Annotated in this window: 14 protein-coding genes and 1 pseudogene; 7 read left to right on the top strand and 8 right to left on the bottom strand. The window is 69.3% G+C overall.

The window, feature by feature from the left end; all coding sequences use genetic code 11:
- Positions 1 to 50: 50 nt before the first annotated feature.
- Positions 51 to 1,634: an acyl-CoA mutase large subunit family protein gene (locus KDK95_RS31910; protein WP_212522071.1), complete on the bottom strand. Its 1,584-nt coding sequence runs from the start codon at positions 1,632 to 1,634 to the stop codon at positions 51 to 53.
- 342 nt (positions 1,635 to 1,976) lie between these two features.
- On the opposite strand from KDK95_RS31910, the gene sdhC reads away from it, so the two are divergent.
- The 4 genes from sdhC to KDK95_RS31890 all read left to right on the top strand — a co-directional run bounded on the left by sdhC (position 1,977) and on the right by KDK95_RS31890 (position 5,529).
- Complete coding sequence (sdhC, locus tag KDK95_RS31905) at positions 1,977 to 2,399, top strand: succinate dehydrogenase, cytochrome b556 subunit (RefSeq protein WP_212522070.1); 423 nt, start codon at positions 1,977 to 1,979, stop codon at positions 2,397 to 2,399.
- A 16-nt stretch (positions 2,400 to 2,415) separates the two neighbouring features.
- Positions 2,416 to 2,862 (top strand): succinate dehydrogenase hydrophobic membrane anchor subunit, encoded by a 447-nt coding sequence (locus KDK95_RS31900; RefSeq protein ID WP_212522069.1) that lies wholly within the window; start codon positions 2,416 to 2,418, stop codon positions 2,860 to 2,862.
- Between the two features lie 76 nt (positions 2,863 to 2,938).
- Complete coding sequence (gene sdhA, locus KDK95_RS31895; RefSeq protein WP_212522074.1) at positions 2,939 to 4,732, top strand: succinate dehydrogenase flavoprotein subunit; 1,794 nt, start codon at positions 2,939 to 2,941, stop codon at positions 4,730 to 4,732.
- Positions 4,733 to 4,797: 65 nt separating this feature from the next.
- On the top strand, positions 4,798 to 5,529 hold the full coding sequence (locus KDK95_RS31890) for a succinate dehydrogenase iron-sulfur subunit (protein WP_212522068.1): 732 nt from the start codon (positions 4,798 to 4,800) through the stop codon (positions 5,527 to 5,529).
- A 102-nt stretch (positions 5,530 to 5,631) separates the two neighbouring features.
- Here KDK95_RS31890 and KDK95_RS31885 read toward each other — a convergent pair whose 3' ends face one another.
- Genes KDK95_RS31885 through KDK95_RS31875 form a run of 3 tightly spaced genes read right to left on the bottom strand, consistent with a single transcriptional unit; the run spans position 5,632 to position 6,753 of the window.
- On the bottom strand, positions 5,632 to 5,853 hold the full coding sequence (locus tag KDK95_RS31885; protein WP_212522067.1) for a DUF2283 domain-containing protein: 222 nt from the start codon (positions 5,851 to 5,853) through the stop codon (positions 5,632 to 5,634).
- Between the two features lie 52 nt (positions 5,854 to 5,905).
- On the bottom strand, positions 5,906 to 6,241 hold the full coding sequence (locus KDK95_RS31880) for an SCO4848 family membrane protein (protein ID WP_212522066.1): 336 nt from the start codon (positions 6,239 to 6,241) through the stop codon (positions 5,906 to 5,908).
- A 59-nt stretch (positions 6,242 to 6,300) separates the two neighbouring features.
- Entirely contained in the window at positions 6,301 to 6,753 is a 453-nt protein-coding gene (locus KDK95_RS31875; RefSeq protein ID WP_212522065.1) for an ArsI/CadI family heavy metal resistance metalloenzyme, read from the bottom strand.
- Between the two features lie 144 nt (positions 6,754 to 6,897).
- On the opposite strand from KDK95_RS31875, the pseudogene KDK95_RS31870 reads away from it, so the two are divergent.
- The 3 genes and pseudogenes from KDK95_RS31870 to KDK95_RS31860 all read left to right on the top strand — a co-directional run.
- Positions 6,898 to 7,233, top strand: a pseudogene (locus KDK95_RS31870) (ArsR/SmtB family transcription factor); the annotation flags it as partial.
- A 149-nt stretch (positions 7,234 to 7,382) separates the two neighbouring features.
- Positions 7,383 to 8,078, top strand: coding sequence for an aquaporin (locus KDK95_RS31865; RefSeq protein ID WP_212522072.1), 696 nt, complete (start codon positions 7,383 to 7,385; stop codon positions 8,076 to 8,078).
- Positions 8,075 to 8,482 (top strand): arsenate reductase ArsC, encoded by a 408-nt coding sequence (locus KDK95_RS31860; RefSeq protein WP_212522064.1) that lies wholly within the window; start codon positions 8,075 to 8,077, stop codon positions 8,480 to 8,482. Before KDK95_RS31865 ends, KDK95_RS31860 begins: the two co-directional genes overlap by 4 nt.
- A gap of 73 nt (positions 8,483 to 8,555) precedes the next feature.
- Here KDK95_RS31860 and KDK95_RS31855 read toward each other — a convergent pair whose 3' ends face one another.
- The 4 genes from KDK95_RS31855 to trpS are packed head-to-tail and all read right to left on the bottom strand — an operon-like array spanning position 8,556 to position 11,989.
- On the bottom strand, positions 8,556 to 9,461 hold the full coding sequence (locus tag KDK95_RS31855) for a bifunctional helix-turn-helix transcriptional regulator/GNAT family N-acetyltransferase (RefSeq protein ID WP_212522063.1): 906 nt from the start codon (positions 9,459 to 9,461) through the stop codon (positions 8,556 to 8,558).
- Between the two features lie 10 nt (positions 9,462 to 9,471).
- Positions 9,472 to 10,389, bottom strand: a complete 918-nt coding sequence (locus tag KDK95_RS31850; RefSeq protein ID WP_212522062.1) for a YihY/virulence factor BrkB family protein — start codon at positions 10,387 to 10,389, stop codon at positions 9,472 to 9,474.
- Positions 10,390 to 10,439: 50 nt separating this feature from the next.
- Positions 10,440 to 10,961, bottom strand: a complete 522-nt coding sequence (locus KDK95_RS31845; protein WP_212522061.1) for a 2'-5' RNA ligase family protein — start codon at positions 10,959 to 10,961, stop codon at positions 10,440 to 10,442.
- Positions 10,958 to 11,989: a tryptophan--tRNA ligase gene (trpS, locus tag KDK95_RS31840; protein ID WP_212522060.1), complete on the bottom strand. Its 1,032-nt coding sequence runs from the start codon at positions 11,987 to 11,989 to the stop codon at positions 10,958 to 10,960. The genes KDK95_RS31845 and trpS overlap by 4 nt, the downstream gene beginning before the upstream one ends.
- Positions 11,990 to 12,059 lie beyond the last annotated feature (70 nt).

Raw genomic sequence — 12,059 nt, 5'->3', positions numbered from 1 at the left:
CCATCAGCCTTACCGGCCCCCGCCCCACCCACATCGGGCCTTAGACCCGATCAGAACGAATCGACAGGCACGTACGTCCCCCAGACCTCCCGCAGCGCGTGCGAGACCTCGCCGACCGTCGCGCAGGCCTTGAGGGCCTCCTTCATCGGGTAGAGCACGTTCCCGCTGCCCGCGGCGGCGCGCTTGACGTCGTCCAGGGCGCGGGTGACGTCGTCCTTCGAGCGGTCGGAGCGCAGCCGGGCGAGCCGCTCGGCCTGCTGCTCGCCGATCGTCGGGTCGACCCGCAGCGGCTCGTAGGGCTCCTCCTCGTCGAGGGTGAAGCGGTTGACGCCGACCACGGTCCGCTCGCCGCCGTCGATCTCCTGCGTGATCTGGTACGCCGAGCGCTCGATCTCGGCCTTCTGGAAGCCCTGCTCGATCGCCGAGACGGCGCCGCCGAGGTCCTCGATCCGGCCGAGCAGCAGGTCGATCTCCGCCTCGAGGCCGTCGGTCATCGACTCGACGACGTACGAGCCGGCGAAGGGGTCGACGGTCTTCGTCACGTCCGTCTCGTAGGCGATCACCTGCTGCGTGCGCAGCGCGAGGCGCGCGGCCTTCTCGGTCGGCAGCGCGATGGCCTCGTCGAAGGAGTTGGTGTGCAGCGACTGGGTGCCGCCGAGCACCGCGCCGAGGCCCTGCAGCGCCACGCGGATCAGGTTGACCTCGGGCTGCTGCGCCGTCAGCTGCACGCCGGCCGTCTGGGTGTGGAAGCGCAGCATCTGCGACTTGGGGTTCTTCGCGCCGAACTCGTCCCGCATGATGCGGGCCCAGACCCGGCGGGCGGCGCGGAACTTCGCGATCTCCTCCAGCAGCGTGGTGCGGGCCACGAAGAAGAAGGACAGCCGCGGGGCGAACTCGTCCACGTCGAGGCCGGACTCGATGGCGGCGCGCACGTACGCGATGCCGTCGGCCAGGGTGAACGCCACCTCCTGCGCGGGCGAGGCGCCGGCCTCGGCCATGTGGTAGCCCGAGATGGAGATCGTGTTCCACTTCGGGATCTCGCGCTGGCAGTACGCGAAGACGTCCGAGACGAGCCGCAGCGAGGGCGCCGGCGGGAAGATGTACGTGCCGCGGGCGATGTACTCCTTCAGGATGTCGTTCTGGATGGTGCCGGTCAGCTGGTCGGCCGACACCCCCTGCTCCTCGCCGACGAGCTGGTAGAGCAGCAGCAGGATCGAGGCGGGGGCGTTGATCGTCATCGAGGTGGAGACCCGGTCCAGCGGGATGCCGCCGAACAGGGTGCGCATGTCCTCGATGGAGTCGATGGCGACGCCGACCTTGCCGACCTCGCCCTGCGCGATCGGCTCGTCCGAGTCGTAGCCCATCTGGGTGGGCAGGTCGAAGGCCACCGACAGGCCCATCGAGCCGTTCGCGATCAGCTGCTTGTAGCGCGCGTTCGACTCGGCCGCGGTGCCGAAGCCCGCGTACTGCCGCATCGTCCAGGGGCGGCCCGTGTACATGGACGGATACACGCCGCGGGTGAACGGGTAGCGGCCGGGCTCGCCGAGCTTCTCGGCCGGGTTCCAGCCCTCGAGCGCCGCGGGCCCGTACACGGGCTCGATCGGGAGCCCGGACTCGTTCATGGCAGACGTCATCGTGTACCCCATCCAGGAATGGCCTCGGTAGGCGCGCGTCGCCTCCGTGCCGGAGCCTACCGACCGGTAGCCACCCTCGCCATACCCCTCGAGGCCCCGAGGGCCGGGTCCGTCAGGTCGCGGTTCCGCTCACACGTAAGGCCGCATTCCGGGCATGCCAAGCCCCGACTGTCGCGCGAATCACACACCCACGAGATCCACTAGTGATGGTAATTGTCCTATATTGTCCGATGCGAGTTCGCTCACAAACCCCCTCTGATGGTCATTGGATCACCCCTGGCTGTGGTTACTCTGACGCCGACGAGGACGCGACGACCTATGGAAGGCGGCGACGGGTAGCCCATGGCCACAACAACGTCTGGCGCGGGGACGAGTTCCCGGACCCGGAAGAAGGGCACGCTCTATCGCGGCCGCGAGGGAATGTGGAGCTGGGTGGCGCACCGCATCACCGGCGTCCTGATCTTCTTCTTCCTCTTCGCGCACGTGCTCGACGCCTCGCTGCTGCGCGTCTCACAGGGCGACTACAACAGCGTCATCAACAGCTATAAGAACCCGGTCGTCAACTTCATGGAGTACGGCCTGACCGCCGCGATCTGCTTCCACGCCTTCAACGGCCTGCGGATCATCGCGGTGGACTTCTGGGCCAAGGGCCCGCGGCTCCAGAAGAAGCTGCTGTGGTGGGTCGTCGGCGTCTGGGCCGTCCTGATGGCCGGCATGTTCTACCCGATCGTCGCGCACTCGCTGCACACGATCTTCGGCTACTAGGAACGGAGCAGTCGAGATGACGACGTCCACGACCCCGGCGATCGACGCCCCGCGCTCCCCCAAGGAACCGCACAAGCTGCGCTCGCGCCGCACCTCCCGGGCCGGGCGCACGAACTTCGAGCTCTACAGCTGGCTGTTCATGCGCTTCTCCGGCCTGCTGCTGACCTTCCTGGTCCTCGGCCACCTGTTCATCATGCTGGTGCTCGACGGCGGCGTCGAGAAGATCGACTTCGCCTTCGTGGCCGGCCGCTGGGCCTCGCCGTTCTGGCAGGTCTGGGACCTGCTCACGCTCTGGCTGGCCACGCTGCACGGCGTCAACGGCCTGCGCACGGTCATCAACGACTACGCGGAGAAGGACGGCACCCGCTTCGTCCTGAAGTCGCTGCTGTACTTCGCGGCGATCCTGATGGTCGTCCTCGGCAGCCTGGTCCTGCTCACGTTCACCCCCAACCTCAAGGCCTAGGGCGCGCTCCATGACTGACACGAACGTAGAAGCCTCGGCCGCCAAGGGTGACGAGTTCAACTACACGTACACCGAGATGATCACGGCGCCCTCGACCCGCGGCGCGTACCAGGTGCACACGTACGACACCGTGATCGTCGGAGCGGGCGGCGCCGGCATGCGCGCCGCGCTCGAGGCCGGCACGCGCTCGCGCACCGCCGTGCTCACCAAGCTCTACCCGACCCGGTCCCACACCGGCGCGGCCCAGGGCGGCATGTGCGCCGCGCTGGCCAACGTCGAGGAGGACAACTGGGAGTGGCACACCTTCGACACGGTCAAGGGCGGCGACTACCTCACCGACCAGGACGCCGCCGAGATCATGTGCAAGGAGGCCATCGACGCGGTCCTCGACCTCGAGAAGATGGGCCTGCCGTTCTCCCGTACCCCGGAAGGCCGGATCGACCAGCGCCGCTTCGGCGGCCACACGAGGGACCACGGCAAGGCCGCGGTGCGCCGTTCGTGCTACGCCGCGGACCGCACCGGCCACATGATCCTCCAGACGCTGTACCAGAACTGCGTCAAGGAGGGCATCGAGTTCTACAACGAGTTCTACGTCCTGGACCTGCTGCTCGGCGAGCCGGACGAGGACGGCGTCAAGCGCACCGCGGGCGTGGTGGCCTACGAGCTGGCCACCGGCGAGATCCACATCTTCCGCGCCAAGGCGGTCATCTTCGCCACCGGCGGCTTCGGCAAGGTCTTCAAGACCACCTCGAACGCCCACACCCTGACCGGCGACGGCATGGGGATCATCTGGCGCAAGGGCCTGCCGCTGGAGGACATGGAGTTCTACCAGTTCCACCCGACCGGCCTCGCGGGCCTCGGCATCCTGCTGACCGAGGGCGCGCGCGGCGAGGGCGGCATCCTGCGCAACGCCGAGGGCGAGCGGTTCATGGAGCGCTACGCGCCCACCATCAAGGACCTCGCCCCGCGCGACATCGTCGCCCGCTCGATGGTGCTCGAGGTGCGCGAGGGCCGCGGCGCCGGCCCGCACAAGGACTACGTGTACCTGGACCTGACGCACCTTCCGGCCGAGCAGATCGAGGAGAAGCTCCCGGACATCACCGAGTTCGCGCGCACCTACCTCGGCGTCGAGCCGACCACGGAGCTGGTCCCGGTCTACCCGACCGCGCACTACGCGATGGGCGGCGTGCCGACCAACGTGCAGGCCGAGGTGCTCAGCGACAACAAGACGGTCGTCCCTGGCCTGTACGCGGCCGGCGAGGTCGCCTGCGTCTCCGTGCACGGCTCGAACCGGCTCGGCACCAACTCGCTGCTGGACATCAACGTCTTCGGCCGCCGGGCCGGCCTGGCCGCCGCCGAGTTCGTCAAGGACGCGCCGCTGGTCCCGATCGCCGAGGAGTCGGCCGCCGCGGACGTCGTCGCGCTGATCGAGGGCCTGCGCTCCTCGCAGGGCACCGAGAAGGTCTCCGCGATCCGCACCGAGCTGCAGCGGACCATGGACGACAACGCGGGCGTCTACCGCAACGAGCAGACGCTCAAGCAGGCCTACGACGACGTCAAGGCGCTGCAGGCGCGCTACCGGAACGTCTCGGTGCAGGACAAGGGCAAGCGGTTCAACACCGACCTGCTCGAGGCCGTCGAGCTGGGCTTCCTGCTCGACCTCGCCGAGGTCCTGGTCGTCGGCGCGCTGAACCGGAAGGAGTCGCGCGGCGGCCACGCCCGCGAGGACTTCCAGGACCGCGACGACGAGAACTACATGAAGCACACGATGGCGTACCGCGAGGCCGGTGCGGACGGGTCCTACGACATCCGTCTGGACTGGAAGCCCGTCGTGGTCACGCGCTACCAGCCGATGGTGAGGAAGTACTGACATGGCACTCACCGACATGGGACGCGCTACCAGGCAGAGCACTCAGATGGTGAGGAAGTACTGAAATGCCCGCAGCAACTTCCGACCCGGAGTTCATGACCATCACCGTCCAGGTCAAGCGGTACATCCCGGAAACCGAGGAGACCCGCTGGGACGAGTGGCAGGTCCAGGCGCTGCCGACCTGGCGCATCCTGGACGCGCTGCACCAGATCAAGTGGGAGCTGGACGGCACGCTGACCTTCCGCCGCTCCTGCGCGCACGGGGTGTGCGGCTCCGACGCGATGCGCATCAACGGCCGCAACCGGCTGGCGTGCAAGAGCCTGGTCAAGGACCTGAACCCGGACAAGCCGATCACGGTCGAGCCGATCCAGGGCCTGCCGGTGATCAAGGACCTGGTCGTGGACATGGACCCGTTCCTGCAGGCCTACCGGGACGTCAAGCCCTTCCTCATCGCGCACGGCAACGAGCCGACGAAGGAGCGCCTGCAGTCGCAGAAGGACCGCGACCGCTTCGACGACACCACCAAGTGCATCCTGTGCGCGGCGTGCACGACGTCCTGCCCGGTCTTCTGGACCGACGGCCAGTACTTCGGCCCCGCCGCGATCGTCAACGCGCACCGCTTCATCTTCGACTCGCGCGACGACGCGGCCGAGGAGCGCCTGGAGATCCTCAACGAGCGCGAGGGCGTGTGGCGCTGCCGCACCACCTTCAACTGCACCGAGGCGTGCCCCCGCGGCATCCAGATCACCCAGGCGATCGCCGAGGTCAAGCGCGCGCTGATCACCCGCCGCGTCTGACGCTCTGACGCGGTAGCAGCACAGCCGGGCGGCAGCCCGGGAACGGCTCGGGGCCCGGCCGCAGCAGCGGCCGGGCCCCGAGCTTCTTCCGTCTTCCGCGCCTCAGCCGACGCGGTCGGCGGTGCCGAGCAGGTCGGGATGCAGCTGGCGGCGGGCGCTGAGCAGCTCGACGCCGATCAGCCGGCCCTCGCCGTCGAAGTCGAGGACCACGGCCGAGCCGCGTTCGTCCTCCGCGACGATCCGCCGGGCGGACCGGTCGGGCATCGGCTCCTCGACGAAGTGGATGTAGCCGACGTTGTCCTCGGCATCGAACGTGACGCGCATAGCCGACCTCCTCGCCGACCGCCGCTCGACGCCTGCACCCGGGCTCGGCAGGTCACGCTTGCTGCGGCTGCTTCTCCGCATTCTCCTCCGCCGCGTCCGAACCCGCCTGCGCAGCGGCGGCCGCCGGAACCTCGGCGGGAGCCGCGGCGGCGGCCTGAGCGGCAGCCCTGGACGCCTTCAGCCCCTTCCAGCCGAGCCAGCCGATCGCCGTGCCCATCACGAGCGAGATGATCGCGAGCACGACGTGCACCATGAGAAAGCCGGTCGGACTGTTGCCGTTCCAGGATCTCGGGTCCGCGTTGATGTTCTTGATCAGCGTGACCCAGATAATCCACGACCAGACGGCGAACGCGATCAGGAGCCAGGAGGCACGTCGGGAGAGTCGCATGGCACCAAGGCTACCTCGCACCCGGGAAACTCCTACAGCCGGTAGAAGTTTCCGCGCGGTCAGGCTCCGCAGCAGGCCGTCTGGCCGTCGCACGCCATCGCACCCGCAGAACGGCCCTCGAGCTCCGGAAGCACGTCGCCGAGCACCGTGTATACCTCCCAGCGCTCGCGCCCGGGGCCGGTCACCCAGACCTTGTCCTGCACCGCATAGCAGCAGCTGACGTTCTCCTCCTCGGCGGTGGCCAATCCGGCGCCGGAGAGCCGCGCGGTGGCCGCGGCGACCTGCGCGGGCTCCGCCACCTCGACGCCGAGGTGGTCGAGCCGCGTGGGCGCGTCCCGGCCGTCCTGCGCGGCGTCGCCTTCGAGCAGCACGAGCTTGAGCGGCGGCTCGGCGATGGCGAAGTTGGCGTATCCGGGACGGCGCTTGGCCGGCTCGGTGCCGAAGAGCTTGCTGTAGAACGCGATCGAGCCTTCGAGGTCGGCGACGCGCAGCGCGAGTTGCACACGGGACATGGCGGACACCCTTTCCTGGATGGACGGCCTGGATAGACAGTCATCGATACAGCCGAGCTTGCCTCCTGTATCGATGACTGTCAACATAGACGCGTGTCGAATAAACAGCTTCCCGTCCTGCAGTCCCCGGACTGCTGCACGCCGATGGTCCGCCGGCCGTTGGGCGAGGACGACGCGAAGTCGCTCGCCGGCGTCTTCAAGGCGCTCTCCGACCCGGTACGCCTGCGACTGCTGTCGCTGATCGCCTCGTTCGAGGGCGGCGAGGCGTGCGTCTGCGACGTGACCAGCGCGTTCAACGTCTCCCAGCCGACGATCAGCCACCATCTGCGCGTCCTGCGCGAGGCCGGCCTGATCGACAGCGAGCGGCGCGGCACGTGGGTCTACTACTGGGTGCTCCCGGACGCGCTGAAGAACCTCGGCGCGCTCCTGGCGACCGACGGCGTGACGTCCGCCGGTGATGCGACGCCGTCCGCCCGCGCTGCGACGACCCCCTCCGACTCGGCGATCGCCGCCGACGTGACCGAAGCAGCGGCGGAAGCAGCCGGCGTGACGGCGGCCGCGCCGTGACCGGAGACCTGGCCCAGCGACCGGTGTCCGCGGACCCGGCCCGCGCCGCCGCGGCCCGCGACCTGACGCGCCGAAACCTGGCCCGCCGCGCGCTGGCCGAAGCGCTCGGCACCGGGCTGCTGGTGACGGTCGTGGTCGGCTCCGGCATCATGGCCGCCCGGCTCTCGCCCGGTCAGATCGGGCTCGAACTGCTGGAGAACTCGATCGCGACGGCCCTCGGCCTGACCGTGCTCATCCTGATCTTCGCTCCTGTCTCCGGCGCGCACTTCAACCCGGTCGTGACGCTCGTGGACCACGTACTCGGTCCCCGCGACAGCCCGGGCGCCACACGTCTGAGCGCGGTACTCGTGTACGTTCCCGCGCAGATCGTCGGCGGGATCGGCGGCGCCGTCCTGGCCAACCTGATGTTCGCGCTGCCCGCGGCCACCGCGTCGACGCATGCCCGCACCGGAACCGCGCTCTGGCTCGGCGAGATCGTCGCCACCGCCGGCCTCATCCTGCTGATCTTCGCGCTGCCGCGCGGCGGCCGCGGCGCCTACGTCCCGGCGGCCGTCGGCGCGTACATCGGCGCCGCCTACTGGTTCACCTCGTCGACCAGCTTCGCCAATCCGGCCGTGACCATCGGCCGCGCGTTCACCGACACCTTCGCCGGAATCGAGCCCTCGTCGGTCCCCGGCTTCGTGATCGCTCAGATCGTCGGCGCCGGAATCGGTGCCCTGATCGTCCTCGTCCTCTTCCCCGCAAGGAGTTCGTCGTGACCGACAAGCCCAGTGTGCTCTTCGTCTGCGTGCACAACGCCGGCCGCTCGCAGATGGCCGCAGGGTTTCTCGCGCACCTCGGCGAGGGACGCATCGAGGTGCGCTCGGCGGGTTCGGCGCCGGGCGAGCGGGTCAATCCAGTCGCGGTCGAGGCGATGCGCGAGGTCGGCATCGACATCTCGGGCGAGCAGCCGAAGATGCTGACGGTGGACGCGGTGCGGGAGTCGGACGTGTGCGTGACCATGGGCTGCGGCGACGCCTGCCCGGTCTTCCCCGGCAAGCGGTACCTCGACTGGAGGCTCGACGACCCCGCGGGCCAGGGCATCGAGGCCGTACGCCCGATCCGCGACGAGATCGAGCGCAGGGTGCGGGCCCTGATCGCCGAGCTGATCACGGCCGCATAGGTCGGCGCGTCACACTCCGGTCAATCAGCCCTCTGCCACGCACAACGGTCCCGGCACGAGCCCTGACAGCCGCCTACAGGACCTTCTCGAACCAGTGGTGGGCGTACTTCTCGTCGTTGAAGGCGTCCACCTCCCGGTAGCCCGCGGCGCGGTACATGCCGATCGCCTCGGCCAGGGCCTTGTTGGTGTCGAGCCGGACTACGGTCGCGCCGTGGGACGCCGCCTGGGCCTCCAGTTCGGCGAGCAGCCTGCGGCCCAGGCCTAGCCCGCGGACGTCCTGGTCCACCCACATGCGCTTGATGTGCGCGGCACCGCGGTCCGCCGGGCTGAACTTGAGGGCGCCGCAGCCGACGGGGTCGCCGTGCAAGGTGGCTACCAGCAGCAGGCCTGCGGGCATCGTCAGTTCGGCGTCGCTCGCGGAGATGCCCAGGGCGGGGTCGAAGCCGTCGTCGAAGCGCTCGGCCAGTTCGTCGAAGTACGTCGTGAGGCAGTGGCGGGCCGCCGGTAGCCGCGGGTCGGTGACGGCGATCTCGACCTGGGAGGCCGTCAGCAGGCGCTCGACGTCGGCCATCGCGGCTACCAGGCGCTCGCGCTGCTTGGTGTTGAGCGGGGCGAGGATCTCGGCGGCCAGGTCGTCAGAGGCCTGGTTCAGGTAGGCCACCTCGGCGCGCCCGGCGTCCGTCAGGCGCGCTGTGCGCACGCGTGCGTCCGCGGCATCCGTGGTGACGGTGACGAGGCCGTCGGTCTCCAGGGCGCGCAACAGGCGGCTCAGGTAGCCGGAATCGAGGTCCAGGAGGCTTCGGAGCGCGCGCACCTCGCAGCCGGCCGCTCCGCCGCCCCCTCCCCCGCCGATCTCCCACAGCACGCGGGCCTGGCCCAGCGGGCGACTGCGGCTGAGGTAGGCGTCGTTGAGGGCGCCGACGCGTTGGGTGACGGTGCGATTGAACCTGCGCACGCCGTCGAGGAGCGCTTTCTCCATACCTCTGACTTTAGTCAGAAGTTCGCACGGTGGTCAACGGCCGCTCGGCGCCGCTGCGCTTGGCCAGCTCCTCCTCGGTCCTCGTCGCGGTCCAGGCGGAGAGGGCGAGCAGCATCTGGAAGGTCAGGTTGAACCAGATCAGGATCGCGATCGGCACGCCGAACGCGCCGTAGAGGGACTTGCCCGCGACGCGGGTCACATACGAGGTGACCAGGCCCTTCGTGACCTCGAAGACCAGGGCCGCGACGAATGCCGTGCGCAGCAGGATCCAGCGGGGCATGTACAGGCGCGGGATGCCGGAGAGCAGGTAGGCGAACATCGCCGTCTGGGCGACGAGGCTGATGACCACGCCCAGGGCCTGCAGTCCCAGTTTCGCGGGCGTGGAGTCCTCGATGTTCATCCAGCGCAGCACGGTCTCGGCGAAGCCGGTCGTCAGGCTGGAGGCGGCGATCACGACGGCGAACATGGTGCCGAGGCCGACCAGCGAGACCAGGTCCAGGGCCTTCCTGCCCCAGTAGTTGCCGGGCATGTCGTCCACGCCCCAGATCATCCGCATGCTGCCGCGCGCGGTGTTGACCCAGCTCAGCGCCGACCAGAGCAGGATCACTCCGCTGATCAGGCCGACGGTGGCGGCGTTGGCGACGACGCCGTTGAGGGAGAACTTCTCCGCGAGGCCGGGCAGCTGCTTGTCGATGTAGTCGTTGACGCGCTTGACACCGCCGTCGCCCAGGAAGACCGTGGCGATCGCGATCGCGAGGACCAGTGCGGGGAAGATCGACAGGAACGCCGTGTACGTCATGGCGGCCGCGAGCCGGGCGCCGCGCTGTACACCGTAGCGGTGATACGCGCGGTAGACGCGGGTTCGTTCGACGTGTTCGGAGATCTTTCGAAAACGTTCGACGAGCACGCGCGGGATCCTCGTCTGCACCCTTCGAGCTTATAGACCGCGGCGGCGCGCGAGGTGAATGCGGGGTGTCCTCAGGCCTCCGCGTCCTCGAACGCGAATTCGCGCAGCACCTGCCAGGTGCCGTCCGGGCACTGCTCGTACAGCTTCAGCCGGTCCAGGTCGAACTCCGCCTGATAGTCCGCCAGGTCGGCCATCGCGAACTCGAGGTGCGGCTCGTCGAGGTCGTGCGCCACGGTCACGTGCGGGTGGTACGGGAACTTCAGGTCCCGCTCCAGCACGCCGTCGCGGACCTTCGCCTCCAGTGCCTCGCACTCGGCGAGGCCCCGGGAGATCTGCACGAACACCACCGGGGAGACCGGGAGGAAGGTGCCGGTGCCGGCCAGCAGCATCCGGAACGGCGCGGTCGCCCCGGCCACCTTCTCGAGGTGCTCCTCCACCTCGGGGAGCACCTCCGCGTCCACCTCCGTCGGCGGCAGCAGCGTCACGTGGGTGGGCACGAACTCCGCCTGGGGATCGCCGTAGGAGGCCCGCCGGTCCCGCAGACCGGTGCCGTACGGCTCCGGAATCTCCAGCGATATCCCGATGGTGGTCACCGCGGCACGAAGCCGATCCGCTCGTAGACCTCGGCCAGGGTCTTCGCGGCCACGGCGCGCGCCTTCTCGCCGCCCTCGGCGAGGATCGCGTCCAGCTTGCCCTCGTCGGCGAGGAACTGCTCGGTGCGCTCCTTGAAGGGCGTGAACGTCTCGGTGACGAGCTCGGCGAGGTCCTTCTTCAGGTCGCCGTAGCCCTTGCCGACGTACTCCTGCTCGAGGTCGGCGATGCTCCGCTCGCCGAGCGCCGCGTAGATGCGCAGCAGGTTGGAGACGCCGGGCTTGCTCACCTCGTCGAAGCGGATCTCGCGCTCGGTGTCGGTCACCGCGGAGCGGATCTTCTTGGCGTTGACCTTCGGGTCGGCCAGCAGTTCGATCAGGCCGGCCGGGGACTCGGCGGACTTGGACATCTTCGCGCCCGGGTCCTGCAGGTCCATGATCTTCGCGGTGTCCTTGACGATGTACGGCTCGGGCACGGTGAAGGTCTTGCCGTAGCGGCCGTTGAAGCGCTGCGCGAGGTCGCGGCTGAGCTCGAGGTGCTGGCGCTGGTCCTCGCCGACCGGGACGTAGTTCGCCTGGTAGAGCAGGATGTCGGCGACCTGCAGGATCGGGTAGGTGAACAGGCCCACGCTGGCCGCGCCGGAGCCCTGCTTGGCCGACTTGTCCTTAAACTGCGTCATCCGGGAGGCCTCGCCGAAGCCGGTGAGGCAGCTCATCACCCAGCCGAGCTGCGCGTGCTCGGGCACGTGGCTCTGCACGAACAGGGCGCAGCGCTGCGGGTCGAGGCCGGCGGCGAGCAGCTGGGCCGCGGCCACCCGGGTGCGCCGGCGCAGCGTCGCCGGGTCCTGCTCGACGGTGATCGCGTGCAGGTCGACGACCATGTAGAACGCGTCGTAGTCGTCCTGCATGGCCACCCAGTTCCGGACCGCCCCGAGGTAGTTCCCGAGGGTGAAGGAGTCGGCGGTGGGCTGGATCCCGCTGAGCACGCGCGGGCGCGCCGCCCCTGTGGTGGTGAGATGGTCCGTGGACATGAAGGTACTTTAGCTTTCGCAGGGCCGCTCGCGCGAATGGCCGCGGGGGGCGGGAGGCGGTCTCCGAGAC

This window comes from Actinospica acidithermotolerans (assembly GCF_018139625.1).
Taxonomy (GTDB): domain Bacteria; phylum Actinomycetota; class Actinomycetes; order Streptomycetales; family Catenulisporaceae; genus Actinospica; species Actinospica acidithermotolerans.
Note: the sequence above shows the minus strand (reverse complement) of the source record. Positions and strands in the feature narration are given on the sequence as shown.

Coding starts and splice junctions, on each gene's coding strand:
- sdhC (WP_212522070.1), top strand. CDS start 1,977: ATGGCCACAACAACGTCTGGCGCGGGGACGAGTTCCCGGACCCGGAAG.
- KDK95_RS31875 (WP_212522065.1), bottom strand. CDS start 6,753: ATGTCCCGTGTGCAACTCGCGCTGCGCGTCGCCGACCTCGAAGGCTCG.
- KDK95_RS31855 (WP_212522063.1), bottom strand. CDS start 9,461: ATGGAGAAAGCGCTCCTCGACGGCGTGCGCAGGTTCAATCGCACCGTC.
- KDK95_RS31890 (WP_212522068.1), top strand. CDS start 4,798: ATGCCCGCAGCAACTTCCGACCCGGAGTTCATGACCATCACCGTCCAG.
- KDK95_RS31910 (WP_212522071.1), bottom strand. CDS start 1,634: ATGACGTCTGCCATGAACGAGTCCGGGCTCCCGATCGAGCCCGTGTAC.
- trpS (WP_212522060.1), bottom strand. CDS start 11,989: ATGTCCACGGACCATCTCACCACCACAGGGGCGGCGCGCCCGCGCGTG.
- KDK95_RS31885 (WP_212522067.1), bottom strand. CDS start 5,853: ATGCGCGTCACGTTCGATGCCGAGGACAACGTCGGCTACATCCACTTC.
- sdhA (WP_212522074.1), top strand. CDS start 2,939: ATGATCACGGCGCCCTCGACCCGCGGCGCGTACCAGGTGCACACGTAC.
- KDK95_RS31880 (WP_212522066.1), bottom strand. CDS start 6,241: ATGCGACTCTCCCGACGTGCCTCCTGGCTCCTGATCGCGTTCGCCGTC.
- KDK95_RS31900 (WP_212522069.1), top strand. CDS start 2,416: ATGACGACGTCCACGACCCCGGCGATCGACGCCCCGCGCTCCCCCAAG.